This window comes from Pedobacter frigoris (genome assembly GCF_005116445.1).
In the GTDB taxonomy this organism is placed as follows: Bacteria; Bacteroidota; Bacteroidia; order Sphingobacteriales; family Sphingobacteriaceae; genus Pedobacter; species Pedobacter frigoris.
Genome location: NZ_SWBQ01000002.1, coordinates 525,406 through 540,461, shown reverse-complemented (window position 1 = coordinate 540,461; position 15,056 = coordinate 525,406). Strand labels below are relative to the sequence as shown.

The 15,056-nt window shown below is 42.1% G+C and carries 14 protein-coding genes; 8 read left to right on the top strand and 6 right to left on the bottom strand.

Annotated elements, in window-relative coordinates:
- Positions 1-40 precede the first annotated feature (40 nt).
- Both FA047_RS08830 and FA047_RS08825 read right to left on the bottom strand, forming a co-directional pair.
- The gene (locus FA047_RS08830; RefSeq protein ID WP_136835605.1) at positions 41-1,150 is read right to left on the bottom strand and encodes a lactonase family protein; all 1,110 of its coding nucleotides are present in this window, start codon (positions 1,148-1,150) and stop codon (positions 41-43) included.
- Between the two features lie 6 nt (positions 1,151-1,156).
- Positions 1,157-2,635, bottom strand: coding sequence for a pseudouridine synthase (locus FA047_RS08825; RefSeq protein ID WP_136835604.1), 1,479 nt, complete (start codon positions 2,633-2,635; stop codon positions 1,157-1,159).
- A gap of 296 nt (positions 2,636-2,931) precedes the next feature.
- On the opposite strand from FA047_RS08825, the gene FA047_RS08820 reads away from it, so the two are divergent.
- The 4 genes from FA047_RS08820 (at position 2,932) to FA047_RS08805 (ending at position 8,776) form a co-directional block, all read left to right on the top strand.
- The gene (locus tag FA047_RS08820) at positions 2,932-3,723 is read left to right on the top strand and encodes a lytic transglycosylase domain-containing protein (protein ID WP_136835603.1); all 792 of its coding nucleotides are present in this window, start codon (positions 2,932-2,934) and stop codon (positions 3,721-3,723) included.
- Between the two features lie 94 nt (positions 3,724-3,817).
- Positions 3,818-4,870: a ferredoxin--NADP reductase gene (locus tag FA047_RS08815; RefSeq protein ID WP_136835602.1), complete on the top strand. Its 1,053-nt coding sequence runs from the start codon at positions 3,818-3,820 to the stop codon at positions 4,868-4,870.
- 100 nt (positions 4,871-4,970) lie between these two features.
- Positions 4,971-7,814 carry an excinuclease ABC subunit UvrA gene (gene uvrA / locus FA047_RS08810; protein WP_136835601.1) on the top strand — a complete coding sequence of 948 codons (2,844 nt, stop codon included), beginning with the start codon at positions 4,971-4,973 and terminating at the stop codon, positions 7,812-7,814.
- A 17-nt stretch (positions 7,815-7,831) separates the two neighbouring features.
- Complete coding sequence (locus FA047_RS08805; protein WP_136835600.1) at positions 7,832-8,776, top strand: NAD(P)H-hydrate dehydratase; 945 nt, start codon at positions 7,832-7,834, stop codon at positions 8,774-8,776.
- Here the strand turns inward: FA047_RS08805 and FA047_RS08800 are convergent.
- From FA047_RS08800 to lipA, 3 genes are all read right to left on the bottom strand, one after another.
- Positions 8,739-9,629: an anti-sigma factor gene (locus FA047_RS08800; RefSeq protein ID WP_136835599.1), complete on the bottom strand. Its 891-nt coding sequence runs from the start codon at positions 9,627-9,629 to the stop codon at positions 8,739-8,741. The genes FA047_RS08805 and FA047_RS08800 overlap by 38 nt on opposite strands.
- A gap of 1 nt (position 9,630) precedes the next feature.
- On the bottom strand, positions 9,631-10,182 hold the full coding sequence (locus FA047_RS08795; protein WP_136835598.1) for an RNA polymerase sigma factor: 552 nt from the start codon (positions 10,180-10,182) through the stop codon (positions 9,631-9,633).
- A 231-nt stretch (positions 10,183-10,413) separates the two neighbouring features.
- Entirely contained in the window at positions 10,414-11,292 is an 879-nt protein-coding gene (lipA, locus tag FA047_RS08790) for a lipoyl synthase (RefSeq protein ID WP_136835597.1), read from the bottom strand.
- 124 nt (positions 11,293-11,416) lie between these two features.
- Between lipA and FA047_RS08785 the strand changes: the two genes are divergently transcribed.
- Positions 11,417-11,821: an OsmC family protein gene (locus FA047_RS08785; protein ID WP_136835596.1), complete on the top strand. Its 405-nt coding sequence runs from the start codon at positions 11,417-11,419 to the stop codon at positions 11,819-11,821.
- Here FA047_RS08785 and FA047_RS08780 read toward each other — a convergent pair.
- Complete coding sequence (locus FA047_RS08780; RefSeq protein WP_136835595.1) at positions 11,811-12,719, bottom strand: alpha/beta hydrolase; 909 nt, start codon at positions 12,717-12,719, stop codon at positions 11,811-11,813. The genes FA047_RS08785 and FA047_RS08780 overlap by 11 nt on opposite strands.
- A 513-nt stretch (positions 12,720-13,232) precedes the next feature.
- On the opposite strand from FA047_RS08780, the gene FA047_RS08775 reads away from it, so the two are divergent.
- The 3 genes from FA047_RS08775 to FA047_RS08765 all read left to right on the top strand — a co-directional run bounded on the left by FA047_RS08775 (position 13,233) and on the right by FA047_RS08765 (position 15,048).
- Positions 13,233-13,439 carry an RNA polymerase sigma factor gene (locus FA047_RS08775; RefSeq protein WP_136835594.1) on the top strand — a complete coding sequence of 69 codons (207 nt, stop codon included), beginning with the start codon at positions 13,233-13,235 and terminating at the stop codon, positions 13,437-13,439.
- A 29-nt stretch (positions 13,440-13,468) separates the two neighbouring features.
- On the top strand, positions 13,469-13,744 hold the full coding sequence (locus FA047_RS08770) for an RNA polymerase sigma factor (RefSeq protein WP_262709977.1): 276 nt from the start codon (positions 13,469-13,471) through the stop codon (positions 13,742-13,744).
- A gap of 278 nt (positions 13,745-14,022) precedes the next feature.
- Positions 14,023-15,048, top strand: coding sequence for a helix-turn-helix domain-containing protein (locus FA047_RS08765; protein ID WP_136835592.1), 1,026 nt, complete (start codon positions 14,023-14,025; stop codon positions 15,046-15,048).
- Positions 15,049-15,056 lie beyond the last annotated feature (8 nt).

The following is a 15,056-nucleotide window of genomic DNA, read 5'->3' as shown; positions in this document are numbered from 1 at the left end:
AGATGACGTGTAATACCTCATATGAGTTTCTGTAAACGCCTTACTTAACCGGCGCAAACACCAGACATACCGGAGATCCTACATTGATCCGTTTGCCAGTATCTTTCAGTGCTCCGCTGGAAGCATCACGTTCAAAAATTACAATATTGTTATCGTACTGATGACCTACCAGTAAATATTTTCCTGTAGGGTCAATGATGAAGTTCCTTGGGCCTTTACCTCTTGTACTTACCATACCTCTTCTGCTCAGCAAGCCACCCTTTTCGATAGCGAATATGGTGATCTTGTTTTCGCTTCCTCTGTTGCTGGCATATAAAAATTTCCCATCAGGTGAAATGTGAATATCGGCAGCGCCATTTTCTCCGTTAAATCCATCAGCAGTAATTTTAGTTTCCTGCATCTGCTCTAATGAGCCGTCATTGTAACTGAAGACCGTGATCGAGGCAAACATTTCATTAATCAGGTAAGCATACCTGCCATCATTGCTGAAAATGATGTGTCTGGGCCCTGAGCCAGCCTCAGTAGCAACACTGTCCTGAGGCGTCAACACATCAGCAACAGCGCCTGCATTGTATTTGTAGAGGTAAACTTTGTCTGTACCCAGGTCATTAACCACTACAAATTTATGATCAGGTGTAAACTGCACCATGTGTACATGCGGACTGTTTTGCCTGTCTTTATTTACGCTTTTTCCGCTATGCTGTATTGTCTGCTTTAAGGCAGACAAAGAACCATCCGGCTGTATGCCATACACAGAGGTATTTCCTCCCGAATAATTAGCAGAAATTACATGTTTACCATCAGAAATGATGTAACAAGGATCCTGTCCGCTTGGCTGCTTATTCAGAAACTTCAAGCCGCCCTTTACACCATCAAAAGCAAATGCACTTACGCTGCTTGCCTTGCTGCTTTCATTTACGCTGTAAACAAATTTATTGTCTGCGCTAACAGCAAGATAGCTAGGGTTCTCTACACCCTTAGCTAGTCCTTTTTGGTTGAAATCTCCTGTAGCGGTATTGAAATTATAAACATAGATACCTTCACTTCCACCCGGTTTTGTATAAGTCCCAACAATTAAGTTCAGATCGGTTTTCTGCGCGCAACTTTGCATAGCCAACAATATTAAGGGTAAAAGAAAGGTTCTTTTCATGTTTAATTATTTAATAAGATGCTTGATCTGAATCAATTCATGTTCTTCAAGGAAGCGCCATCTTCCACGTGGAAGGTCTTTCTTGGTCAGGTTCCCGTATACCACACGGTCAAGTTTTACCACATCATATCCCAGGTGTTCAAATATCCTGCGGACAATCCTGTTTTTACCACTGTGTATCTGGATGCCAACTTCACGTTTCGAGCCTCCTGTTACGTAAGATACAGAATCCGGTTTAATGATACCGTCTTCCAGCTCCAATCCAAACTGAATTTTGTTCAGGTCGCCCTGACTCAAACTTCTGCTCAATTCTACATGGTATATTTTAGTGATGCCATTTTTAGGGTGAGAAAGCTTATCAGCCAGGTCGCCATCATTGGTCATTAACAATAAACCTGTGGTGTTCCTGTCTAGTCTTCCAACCGGATAAATACGTTCTCTGCTTGCTTTTTCTACCAGTTGCATTACCGTTCTGCGTTCCTGAGGATCGTCAGTAGTAGTGATGTAATCTTTTGGTTTGTTCAATAAAACGTAAACTCTTTTCTCACGTTTCAGCAATTCACCATTGTAGCGGATCTCATCTTTCGAAGGATCAACTTTTTGTCCCAGTTCAGAAACTACCTCGCCGTTTACAGAAACTACTCCTGCAGCGATCAGTTCATCCGCTTTACGGCGTGAACAAATTCCTGAATTGGCAATGTAACGGTTCAGGCGGATCAGTCCATCGTCTTTTGCTACCGCATTTTTTCTGCTGCGCAGGTTAGGGCCATTGTCAATGCGCTCGCCTCTGTCCTGAAAATTAGGTTGTGAATCTCCGTCTCTTTTTCTGAATGGCCTGCTGTCCGTACTTCTGGATACACCACCTTTTTTATCTTCGAATTTCCTAAAAGGCTGATCTCCTTTAGTATTGAAATTATCCTTCTTTATGTAACTGCGTTTTTCTCCAGGAGGGGTTTCTCTTGAGCTTCCTTCTTTATACGCCCTTGGTTTGAAATCCCTGCTATCCCCATCTCTGGATGTTCTTGGCTTAAAATCACCACCAGATCTTGGCTTAAAGTCGCCGCCCGATCTTGGTTTAAAATCACCGTCCGCTCTCGGAGCTCTCGGTTTATAATCGCCTGAGCCGGTACTTCTTGGTTTGTAATCGCCGTCGTTACTTCTTGGACCTCTTGGGTTGAAATCTCCGGTGCTTCTTGGGCCCCTTGATTTAAAGTCTTTATTGTCGTTGTCGCCTCTTGGTTTAAAATCTCTCGAATCTCCCTCTCTTTTTCCTCTTGGCGTGAACTCTTTACTATCTCCATCTCTCGGTGCCCTTGGTTTGAAATCCTTTGAACCACCAAATTTTTTATCTTTTCCTTCTTTATCGTCAAACTTGCTTTTGCCCTTGTATGAACTATCTGTTCCACTTGGTCTTCTGCCAGTTGTGCTTCGGTTTCCCGGTTTGGACTTGTCATCCCGACTGTTCCTGCTATTGTCTTTTGTCATGATACGCTATTAACCGCAAAATTATGCGGGCAGCAAAGTTAGTCAAAATTGAGGAGTTTCACAATTTTTGCTGTATGACTCAGTAGAGCCTCAGATTCAAGTGGCGATGAACGGAAACCCGTAACATGATCAGTAGAAAAGAACGAATTTTAAGGGATTTTTAACACTATTAGAATCTTGCTTTAAGGCTATTTAAACGTTGATTTTAGAAGGTTTATTTGTAATTGCTTGATAATTAGGTTAATATGTTGTATGTTTGCAACTGTTTTATATTGTTAACCAAAAAAAGGAGGAAAATGATAAAGAAACACATAATAACATGTACGGTAATAATTGCATTACTGGTTATGGCAAAAGTGTTTGCTTACAACATGCCCCAAGCAGCAAAAAGTCTTTCAAAAGAAGAAAAATTAACAACAACAGATACATTAAAAACAACAACAAAAGCTAAGCCGGTATCTCTAATGGCAAAGCTTAATTTCGCGGAAGAGACCTTACCACTGGGCGATGCCAGAGTGGAACGTAAGATGAAAAAGATACTCGCCGCGTTCAATTACAGTAAAATACAGACCAATCGCCTGCATACAAAAGCAGCAGAATGGTTTCCTGTGATAGAACCAATCCTTGCCGCTTACGGAATTCCAGAGGATTTTAAATATGTTCCATTAGTAGAATCAGGTTTGCAGGGCGGAACTTCGCCGAAAGGTGCTTCGGGTTTCTGGCAGTTTATGCCCGGAACAGCGCGTACTTACGGATTAAAAGTAAACTCGAAAGTTGATGAGCGTAAAAATTTACGGAAGTCGACCATTGCAGCAGCTAAATACATCAAAGAACTTTACAGCATTTTCGATAGCTGGACATTGGTTGCGGCTGCTTACAATGTTGGTGATAACCACATGAAGAAACAGATTAACAGACAAAATCAGGACAATTATTTTAAAATGACACTGAACAGGGAAACTGCTAGTTACGTTTATAAATTGATTTCCATGAAAGAGATCGTGGAAGATCCTATTCGTTATGGCTACAGGGCTCCAAGAGCACTATTGGCGTATAATGCTGAAAAAGCTGCTAACGCGGCCGAATAAATAAGAGAAAAGACTGCACACACAAATGGGGAAAGCCGTTTTGATTTATCAGAACGGCTTTTTGTTTTGTGCGAATTTTGCTAATTTACTGGCCATGGCATTAATGGAACTGCGGATAGAACACATGACATACAGTGCGGGTGAAACCCTAGTGCTGACCTTTGAGGTATTGAACGGAGAGAAACCACAATATCTTGCCGGACAATTCCTTACCCTGGTGTTTAATATCAATGGACGGGAACTTCGAAGGTCTTATTCACTCTGCAGTTCGCCGGATGTAGACGAACCCTTAGCTATTGCAATAAAACGTGTAGAGAATGGTGAGATTTCACGGTTGCTGCACCATAAAACCACTGTTGGCGATACATTGTACGCCCTGGCGCCCAATGGGCAGTTTGTTTATCAACCGGAAGAACAGCTCGAAAGAACAGTTTTCCTTTTTGGTGCAGGCGTGGGGATTACCCCTCTTTTTTCTATTATAAAGACTGCTTTACTTAAAGAGGAAAGCTCCAGACTTGTACTCATTTACAGTAGCCGCATAGTAGATGAAACCCTTTTTTACGATCAATTGAATGACTTGCAGGAACAATACCCTGAAAGATTCAAGATCATCTACGTGTCCAGTCAATCTAAAAACCTGCTGATGGCGAGGTTGAATGTATTCCTGATAGAGAAGATCGTGAAGGAAGACATGAGCTTTGACGGCTCGGATGCGTTATTTTATACTTGCGGACCAATAGATTATATGGTTACCTGCCGTATTAAATTGCTGGAAATGGGTTTTGACATCAGCCAGATTAAAAGAGAGACCTTTGTGCTTCCGGAAGACGAAGTGGACGAAGATGACATGACCGAAAAGGAAGTGAAAGATACCAATACTTATTCCGTAGTACTGAATTATAGGGGCAAAGAGCATCATATCAGTGTGCCTTATAACAGGACTATACTGGATGTGGCGCTGGCAAATAAAATAGACCTGCCTTATAGTTGCCATGCAGGTATTTGCAGTACCTGTGCCGCTACCTGTAGAAAAGGGGGTGTGCGTATGGATTATAATGAAGTTTTAATGGACGATGAAATTGCAGCAGGACGGGTATTGGTGTGTACTGGTCATCCTACAGAAAATGACACTACGATAGTTTGGTAATGCCAAACATATGCGTGTAAATTCTGTTCTGTTATTCAGTAAAATAGGAGTTTTTTTCCTTATAATGGGCTACCTTTGTAAATTCGTTTTTATATAGAATATGAGCAAAAATACCGTTGATCTCGGCGAGCAAAAAGATGTAGAAGTATATGGAGCCCGGGTACATAACCTTAAAAATATAGATGTTTCCTTTCCAAGAAATAAATTGGTAGTGATTACCGGTTTAAGTGGCAGCGGCAAGTCTTCACTGGCATTTGATACCATTTATGCCGAGGGACAGCGCCGTTACATGGAAACCTTCAGTGCTTATTCCCGACAGTTTATGGGGGGAATGGAAAGACCGGATGTAGACAAAGTATCGGGATTGAGCCCGGTTATTGCCATTGAGCAAAAGACCACCAGTAAAAATCCGCGCTCTACTGTAGGGACCATTACTGAGATCTATGATTTCATGCGTCTGCTTTACGCGCGTGCCGCCGATGCTTTCTCTTACAATACAGGGGAAAAGATGGAGCGCATGAGCGAAGATCAGATCTTGAACAACATCTTCAATAAATACAATAATATCGCTGTCAATATCCTTGCGCCGGTAGTAAAAGGGCGTAAAGGTCATTACCGCGAGTTGTTCGAACAGATTCGCAAGCAGGGTTACGTGAAAGTCCGCATTGATGGAGATATTCAGGACATCACGCCCAAGATGCAGGTCGACAGGTATAAGATCCATGACATTGAGATCGTGGTGGATAGGCTGATCATCGACAGAAAAGACACCAAACGCCTGCAGGATTCATTGCAAATCGCCATGCGACTGGGAAAAGGCATTATCAAGATCAGTGATAAGGAGAATAACGTATCACATTTTAGCCGTTTTCTGATGTGCCCTACAACGGGTATTTCATATGACGAACCACAGCCAAACAGCTTTTCTTTCAACTCACCATACGGTGCTTGTGAAAACTGCGACGGACTGGGTTACATTTTTGTGGTCGATAAGGAATCTGTGATGCCCAATCCTAAACTGAGCATCATCAACGGCGGACTCGCTCCTTTGGGAGAATATCGCGAAATCTGGATGTTCCAGGTATTAAAAGCGCTGGCAAAGAAATATAACTTCTCACTTTCCACTCCGCTGGAGAAATTGAGCGAAGAAACCATCAACATCCTGCTAAACGGTACTCATGAATTATTGAGTGTTGCTGTGGAGTATAACAAATGGAACGTACAGAATTACCAGATCACCTTTGACGGGATCATCAAGCTGTTGGAAGAGCAACAGGAGCGCAAGGGAGAAGGTGCAGTGGATGACATGGAGAACTTCCGCAAGCTGAAAACCTGTCCTGTTTGTAACGGTGCAAGGCTTAAGAAAGAAAGCCTGAATTTTAAGATTGATGGAAAGAACATCTTTGAACTGGCAGAGATGGACATCAACAGCCTGAAGAACTGGTATGTTGATGTAGAAAGCAGGCTGAGCGAGAGACAAAATACCATAGCCAAAGAGATCCTTAAGGAGATCAAGGCAAGACTCGGTTTCCTGAGTGATGTGGGCCTGAATTATCTTTCCCTGGATCGTACGGCGCGTACTTTATCTGGGGGTGAGGCGCAGCGGATCAGGCTGGCTACTCAAATTGGCTCACAGCTGATGAACGTGATGTATATCCTAGATGAGCCAAGTATCGGTTTGCACCAGCGTGACAACGAACGACTAATTCACGCACTAAAAAACCTGCGCGACCTTGGAAATACGGTGCTGGTAGTAGAGCATGATAAAGATATGATCATGGAAGCAGACCATGTGATCGATGTTGGTCCTGCAGCTGGAGTGCATGGCGGACAAATCGTTGCTGAAGGTACGCCCGCACAAATTTTGAAATCAAATACCTTGACTGCAGCTTATCTGAATGGTAAGAAGGGAATTGAAATCCCTAAAAACCGCAGAAAAGGAAACGGACATAAACTTTCCATCATTAAAGCCAGCGGACATAACCTTAAAGATGTGTCTGTCGATTTTCCTTTAGGGAAGTTCATCGCAGTAACAGGAGTCTCCGGCAGTGGTAAATCGAGCTTGATTACCGAAACATTATATCCTGTACTAAACCATCATTTCTTCAGGGCTAAAAAACATCCTTTGCCTCACGAAAAGATCAATGGATTAAAAGAAATTGATAAGGTGATAGAGATAGACCAGGCGCCTATCGGGCGTACACCAAGGTCTAACCCATCTACTTATACAGGCGTATTTTCTGACATCAGAAATTTATATGTGCAATTGCCCGAAGCCAAGATCAGGGGATATAAGCCAGGTCGTTTCTCTTTTAATGTAAAGGGTGGACGCTGTGAAACTTGTCAGGGTGGCGGAATGAAGGTCATCGAGATGAACTTTTTGCCGGATGTGCAGGTGCCATGCGAAGAATGCGGAGGCAAGCGCTATAACCGGGAAACGCTGGAGGTTCGTTATAAAGGAAAATCTATCAGTGATGTCCTGGATATGAGTATCGAAGATGCCTGCAATTTCTTTGAAAACATGCCTGCAATTTACCGCAAGATCAAGACGCTTAAAGACGTAGGTTTAGGTTACATTACACTGGGTCAGTCCTCTACAACATTATCAGGAGGAGAGGCACAGCGGGTGAAACTGGCTACAGAACTCTCTAAAAAGGATACAGGAAGAACATTTTATATACTGGACGAGCCCACAACAGGTTTGCATTTTGAGGACATTAGTGTACTGCTGGGCGTGTTGAACGAACTGGTAGATAAGGGAAATACCGTATTGGTGATAGAACATAACCTCGATGTAGTCAAAGTAGCAGACTGGGTGATTGATCTGGGAGAAGAAGGCGGAGCTGGCGGTGGCCGGATCATCTTTGAAGGCACGCCAGAAGGATTAATCCAGAACCCAATCAGTCTTACCGGAAAATTCCTGAAAAAAGAAATGGGCGTATAGCATCTAAAACATAAATTATGGCGGTCTTTTTAAGTACTTTTCTACCTGATACAGATGCCGAAAGTAAAGTGCAGCTTGTAGCTACAGGTCTTGGTAAACAACCTTCGAAGGAAGAGAATGCGACACGTTACCGTTTAGTAACTGAGGCAGACGTTAAGAACATCATTAAACCGAGGAAGGAATTTTCTCATAAGGGCACTTATGGTCATGCTTTAATTATAGCCGGGACTACACAAACCATGGGCGCTGCGCTGTTGGCTGCTAAAGGAGCTTTGGTTGGCGGTGCCGGACTCACCACGCTTACGATCCCGGAAAGCGGATTGGTTGCTTTGAATACGGCTTTGCCGGAGGTCATGTATACCAAGCGTAAAGCGCTGCTTAAAGAGAAAGCGCTGGATAAATATACTGCCATTGCCGTTGGGCCTGGAATAGGGAAGGGTGCTAAAGCAGAGCAGATTTTAGAGCAATTGTTTAGCCTGAAGAGGGAGTTTGTAGCTGATGCAGATGCATTAAACATATTGGCGGGCCGGCCAGATCTATTGAACAAGATCGAAAAGCATGCTATTCTTACCCCACATGTAAAAGAATTTGACCGGTTATTTGGTGCTCATGAAAATTGGTGGAACAGACTGCAAACAGCTATTCGTAAGGCTGTAGAATTGGGCGTTGTCATTGTATTGAAAAACCAATATACATTTATTGTTAGTCAAAGAGGAGAGGTCTTTATCAATCCGACAGGTAATCCTGCTATGGCACAAGGCGGTATGGGCGATGTATTGACAGGCCTGATTACAGCTTATATAGCACAAGGATATAGTTCCACTGATGCAGCAATCTTAGGATGTTATATTCATGGGATGGCAGGAGATGAATTGGCGAAGGATAGGTTTAACATTACAGCGTCTCAGCTTGCCGAGCAAATTCCTAGATCACGTTACCAGCTACAATCATCTGATTCATAGTAGGGCTCGGACTTCCGCCACGTTTTTCAAGCGTAACCGCAAATGTCTGAGCAGAAGCAATTTCTTTCATGTTTACCAGAATCGATGATGTATCAGGTTTCACATCAAATACACCCAGGTCGACAGGTTTGCCATTCACTAAGGCCCACAATTGGTATTGATGGTCTTTATCATTTACAGGAAGATCCATTTTGGAGTTGTCCATCATCACATGTTTTCCGCTCACATGCCAGTATACCGTCATCTTAGCAGCAGGATCCATAGGAGTACCGGCCAGTTTCACTGTTTTCCAGTCCGGGTCATTGCCCATAGCTATGATCTTTTGAAGGTCCGAGTTGTTTTGCTTCATGAAGTTTACAGTACTTGTAAACTGTTGCTTGTCTGCGCTTAAACTGGCAATCTGATTTCTCGCATCGCCAAGCTCATTATGGGCAGAAAAAAGTGCGATTACCGAAACAATTAACAGTGCGATACAAGCGGCCAGGGCCACACGTAAAGTTCTGATTTTTGAATCAGTGCCAGTATTTAGAGGCACAATCTGAGCTTCGGTTCTTTCTTGTGGCTTTTGGATTGGAAGTTCTGCGTTCTGATTAACAGGAATATCTGTTATTGACTGCTGATTTTGCTGAAGATCGATTTTCTCAAATATTTTGAGATCCAAACCTTTTGAAGGCTCAATAGCCTGCGCTACCGCATATTGTTCCATAGCAATTTCAATGGCCTCAATCTCCTGTTTTACCTCAGGATGTTTGGCTGCCATTGCTTCAACCTCACGTTGCTCCTGGTCATTTAGCTGACCGAGAACGTAAAGTTCAAGTATGCCGGATTCAATATATGCTTTTGCTTCTTCCACTTTAATTAAAATACTTTCTTAATTCCATTATCGCCATTCTGATACGTGTTTTTACGGTACCTAATGGCAGGTTTAATTCTTCTGCTGTTTCTACGTGTGTATACCCCTTAAAATACACCATGTTTAATACGTCATTATATTCTGGTTTCAGGGCAGTAACCATATCCTTTAATCCCAAAAGATCCGCATTAAAGGTAATCTCTTTTTGCGTATCAATGAAATCTACGTTATTTTCAATGTCTTGGTTTTTGCTGGAGTTTTTAAAGTCTTTTGAGCGCAGTTTGTCAATTGACAGGTTGCGGGCAATGTTCATCATCCAGGTAAACAGGCGACCTTTGCTGCTGTCATAGCTTCCGGCAGAATTCCATATTTTAATGAAAGTTTCCTGTAAAAGATCTTCGGCTACTTCTGTTTGTTGAATTATCCTCGAGATTACACCTAACAGCGCTCCGGAATACATGTCGTACAGAGCCTGTATCGCTATAGTATCCTGAGATTTCAGTTTACTTACTAGCTCTTCTTCCGAGAGTGATATTTTTTTAGTTGGTGCCAATGATTTGCTAATATACAGAAACAACAACAAGAAAAAAGAGGGAATTGTTTTTATATTGTAATGTGAAGATTGTTTTCTTGTTTTAAGATAGTAATCAAGCTAAGAGGTTCGTTCAATCGGGCGTCATCCTGAATTTATTTCAGGATCCCGCACCTGCAAAGCGGTCTTTCTATTCCGGGATCCTGAAATAAATTCAGGATGACGGCGTACAATAACCAGGTTATTCCAATATTAAAAATCAAAAAGGTGCTTTTCTGCATGATAAGATGACCTTACCAGTGGCCCGCTTTCTACATATTTTAATCCTTTTGCCATTCCTGATTCTTTATATTTTGCAAACTGATCTGGGTGAATCCAGTCTATAACAGGGTGGTGATTTCGGGTAGGCTGCAGATACTGACCTAACGTCAAGATGTGAACGCCATTTGCTACCAGCTCGTCCATTGCTTCCAAAACATCTTCTTCCGTTTCGCCTAAACCAAGCATAATACCTGTTTTAGTTCTCAATCCAAATTCAGAGATGCGTTTCAATGCTTCAAGACTTCTGTCGTACTTGGCTTGTATGCGCACTTGTCTGGTCAGGCGCTTTACCGTCTCCATGTTGTGCGACACTACTTCAGGTCTTTCTTCCAGCACGCGGTAAAGGTTATCCCACTGACCTTTAAAATCGGGTATCAACGTTTCCAGCGTAGTTTGCGGGCTTTCCCTGCGGATCGCCTGTAAAGTTTCAGCCCAGATGATAGAGCCTCCGTCTTTAAGGTCATCACGGTCCACCGAGGTAATCACACAATGTTTCACCTGCATCAGTTTTACTGAGTTGGCTACACGATTCGGTTCATCAGTATCTACCGCAAGTGGCCTTCCCGTTGCTACAGCACAGAAAGAGCAAGAACGTGTACAGATATTTCCCAGGATCATGAAGGTAGCAGTACCAGCTCCCCAGCACTCACCCATATTCGGACAATTGCCGCTTTCGCAGATGGTATGAAGCTTATGCGTATCTACCAGGCTGCGTACCTGTGCATATTCTTTACCTACAGGAAGCTTAACTCTAAGCCAATCTGGTTTACGTTGTACTGGGTTCTCTGAAACAACCGGAAGTGCGATCATGATGCAAAGTTAAGCAATAGGATTCAATTGTAATAAAACCATGATGAGTTTACAATCATAGTAAGATCATAAAAGCAAGCTGTTGATGTTTAAAATGTTTAATTTTACAGGATAATTTTTACATATGGCTACTTCAAAAATAACTTACAACGGAGGTTTAAGAACAACCTCGGTACACGAACGTTCAGGAAATGAAATCATCACAGATGCCCCTGTAGACAATAAAGGAAAGGGAGAGGCTTTTTCACCGACCGATCTGCTGGCGACATCTTTGGGCAACTGTATGCTGACCATTATTGGCATCGCAGCAAACGAACATGGTTTTAATATCGATGGCACTACCTGTGAGATCACCAAGATCATGGCCGAAAATCCAAGAAGAGTGTCGGAGATTGTAGTTAATTTTCAATTCCCGGCAAATGATTATTCAGAAAAAGATAGAAAGGTCATAGAAAGATCAGCAAATACTTGCCCGGTGATGTACAGCTTACATCCGGACATCAAGAAAACTGTATCCTTTAATTATTAGGAAGATTATAAAGGTCCTTAAAGCTGACTTCCATTTGGTAATGCTTTTTTTGTTGGATGTATGTATGGATAAACCACATGATGTCATCCAGGTTTTTTGACATCGGTGTACCCGCTATCTCGTGTCCGCGTCCTTTTGCACTTTGGAAATAATACGGATAATTTTTCTTTTTAAACAGCTCCGCCAGGTAGGCGGAGCCAAACATCCCGCGGTTGAAGAGTTTAACTTTATTGTAAACTACGATTTTGTCTGCAGTGCCATGGAACATCATAGTTGGTGCAGGCGGGATTTGATAAACGGGCTTGCCAATATAGCTTAGTATTGCACCAGCAAATGCGATGACACCTTTATATTGGAATTGAGCGGGAAGGACGTGAGTGGAGGCCATGCTATTTCTTTTTTCCCAGTCGGCCTGTAAAGTGGCAACTGCACCTGCACTGGAGCCTGAAACGATGATCATTGAGGTGTCAATATCCAGCTTTTCTGCATTGGCAATAAGGTAAGCTGTCGCATCATACAAATCTGATACAGCCATAGCAATTGCCTTTTTCAATACCTGGGTATTAAATACAGTAGGCCATTTCTGACCTTTTAGGCCTAATCTGTAATCGATAGATATGACCTTAAAGTTGTTTTGTGCAAGCTTTTGGAAGTAGGCGCTGTATAATTTGTTATCCCGCTCCCCATGCATGAAGCCTCCGCCAAACATGAAGATTACGCAAGGCTGTTTTGTGACCGGTTTGGCATTGGTAAATAAATCCAGTTTCAATTCAAGGGAATCTTTAGTGCCATAAACCATGGTAGATTTATGGATATCGGCAGGTGTTACCTGTGCTGTTACATCAAATAGCAGAAAGCTACAGCAGATAATCAGAAGAGCAGAAATTCTAATATTCATATCCTAATATAACCAATTTCCATTCGGATATTAAAAAGACAGGTTCTTTTAATTGCCAGGAAGAATTAAATACCAGGTCTTGGGCTGATTCGGGATTTGGCAAGGATTGCTTTGGGTTTTCATGGGTTAAGGTACCTTTTATCCCAAGGAAGCCCAGAGCAAGCCCGAAGCAGACCTTGCGGAAGATCTATGTAAATTTTATTGAAATCCGTACTTTACTTCTACTCGTGATATGTAAGGTCTATTTTTAGTTTTTTTGAGCGGAATTTTGAATGGCTTCTTCGAAGTCAGGATGACGGCCACGTTAAGACTATAGTTGAAATCCCTTTTAATCCCTTTAGCAAGAAAAACTAAAATTTATTTTTCGTTGTAGTTGGTTATACCCGAATAAGTTAAATAATATTGCAACCTGCGAGGGCTTTCAACCCGAAGCAGGCTTCATTACAAAAATGATGATTAAACACTTAATGAAAACTTTTTGTTAAATTAGTATAAGGGGATAACCAAAATATCATGGCTGCTTATAGCGCATATACCGATCAGGAACTATTGTCTATGCTCAGATACGAGGACAGGCGTGCTTTTGATGAGTTGTATGAGCGCCATCGGCAGGTGGTGTACAATCAGACTTTCAAAAAGCTGCATGACCCTGATCTGTCAAAGGACATTACACAGGATGTTTTTATTTACTGTGGAATCACCGTGGGGCCAATTATATAGATAACCTTCCGGCGTATTTATTTTCTGCTGTGAGAAACAATGTGTTTAGGGCCTTAAAGAAAGAAGGGCGTTTCATACCGATAGATGATTTGCTGGTTGAGGTTCAGCTTTTCTATCCGGATGCAGATTCAGATTTGTTGAAGAAGGAGTTTTTTAAAACTTATGATGCCCTGGTTAATGCAATGCCCCCTGCACGGCAAAAGATTTTCAGAATGCATTATCATGAAAACCTTTCTACTAAAGAGATTGCGGAAATGCTAAAGCTTTCAAGGGGCACAGTTCAGAACCAACTACCCAGGCAGTAACGTTGTTGAGGGCTTCGCTGCTGAGCATCGCTTTGTTAATGAGTCAGTAATAGTTATAAAATTATGTTAGTTGTAATAATAGTACAAGAGTCGCCCAATCCTTAAACGAAGATATAGTTCCTATACAGGTATAAAAGATATGTTGAATGGATAAGTTGAGAGATTGGTTGCACATACAACTATAAGTAGCGCAATTACAACCAACAGTAGTTGTATTTTTACTGGACATGGAGGTGAATCTGAATATCTTTGCCCTGTAGAAACAAAGAAATATAACTATGTTAAATACCAGGATGATTGGCAATAAGATTGCTGAAGCACGAAAGAAGATAAATATTTCCCAGGCCCAGCTCGCCGAGCGTTTGTTTATTAGTCCCCAGGCTGTAGGGAAGTGGGAGCGGGGAGAATCTATGCCCGATATCATTACTTTCACGCGTTTGTCTGAAATTTTCGGTGTAGATCTTAATTATTTTTCAGGAGATTTCGGGCCTGAGAATGTTGGGGCAGTTGAGCACTTGATTCAGGAAGCCGTTGTACAGACATCCGGAAAGCGGGAGAAAAAACTTAGCTGGGATATGTCGTATGGCAGCTGGATAGATGCTGACTTTTCCGGTTTGAAAAATCTGCATGAAAAATTCAGCTCCTCCAATATGCAGCGCTGCAAGTTTATTGGTTCAGATTTATCGGGACTTCTTCTCAAAAGCAATAATCTTGATAGCTGTGATTTCTCCGGTTCCGACATCAGTGGTAGCCTTGTTCAAAGTTCCCATTTAGACAACAACCTGTTTAAAGACAGTTCATTGAAAACAGCTAAATTTCTAAAGAGCTATATCAAATGCTGTGACTTCTCAGGTTCTGATATTAGCAGCAGCGAGATTCAGCGTTCGCACTTAAGCAGTAGTCTGTTTAAGAACAGTTCGCTGAAAGATGCTGAGTTTTTGAAGAGCCATATTGAAGGCTGCGATTTCTCCGGAGCCGATTTTACCGGTATGACATTTAAATCCGGAGGGTTCGAGAATAGCAAAATTGCAGGTGCAATGTGGAACAACAGCTCTTTTATCGATACACAGATTGCCGATATAGTCTTTGAAGGTACTTTAGAAGACTGCTATTTTGAAGACTGTGTGTTTAACTGGGTGAAATTCCAGAATGTAACACTTACGAATACTTTCTTTAAAAATAACAGGTTTAAACGGATCCGGTTTGTTGACTGCGTGGCAGACAGGATAACCTACGAATTCCTGAAAACCACGAAAGCAGATTTGAGCGGGCTTGCTTTATTAAGCTTATCATGTGGTGCTTAGGGCTTCGT

Bases quoted from the DNA above. Each gene is read 5' to 3' on its own strand.
- FA047_RS08830 (WP_136835605.1), bottom strand. From the start codon at position 1,150: ATGAAAAGAACCTTTCTTTTACCCTTAATATTGTTGGCTATGCAAAGT.
- FA047_RS08780 (WP_136835595.1), bottom strand. From the start codon at position 12,719: ATGAATATTAGAATTTCTGCTCTTCTGATTATCTGCTGTAGCTTTCTG.
- FA047_RS08785 (WP_136835596.1), top strand. From the start codon at position 11,417: ATGGCTACTTCAAAAATAACTTACAACGGAGGTTTAAGAACAACCTCG.
- lipA (WP_136835597.1), bottom strand. From the start codon at position 11,292: ATGATCGCACTTCCGGTTGTTTCAGAGAACCCAGTACAACGTAAACCA.
- FA047_RS08825 (WP_136835604.1), bottom strand. From the start codon at position 2,635: ATGACAAAAGACAATAGCAGGAACAGTCGGGATGACAAGTCCAAACCG.
- FA047_RS08805 (WP_136835600.1), top strand. From the start codon at position 7,832: ATGGCGGTCTTTTTAAGTACTTTTCTACCTGATACAGATGCCGAAAGT.
- FA047_RS08815 (WP_136835602.1), top strand. From the start codon at position 3,818: ATGGCATTAATGGAACTGCGGATAGAACACATGACATACAGTGCGGGT.
- FA047_RS08820 (WP_136835603.1), top strand. From the start codon at position 2,932: ATGATAAAGAAACACATAATAACATGTACGGTAATAATTGCATTACTG.
- FA047_RS08765 (WP_136835592.1), top strand. From the start codon at position 14,023: ATGTTAAATACCAGGATGATTGGCAATAAGATTGCTGAAGCACGAAAG.
- uvrA (WP_136835601.1), top strand. From the start codon at position 4,971: ATGAGCAAAAATACCGTTGATCTCGGCGAGCAAAAAGATGTAGAAGTA.
- FA047_RS08775 (WP_136835594.1), top strand. From the start codon at position 13,233: ATGGCTGCTTATAGCGCATATACCGATCAGGAACTATTGTCTATGCTC.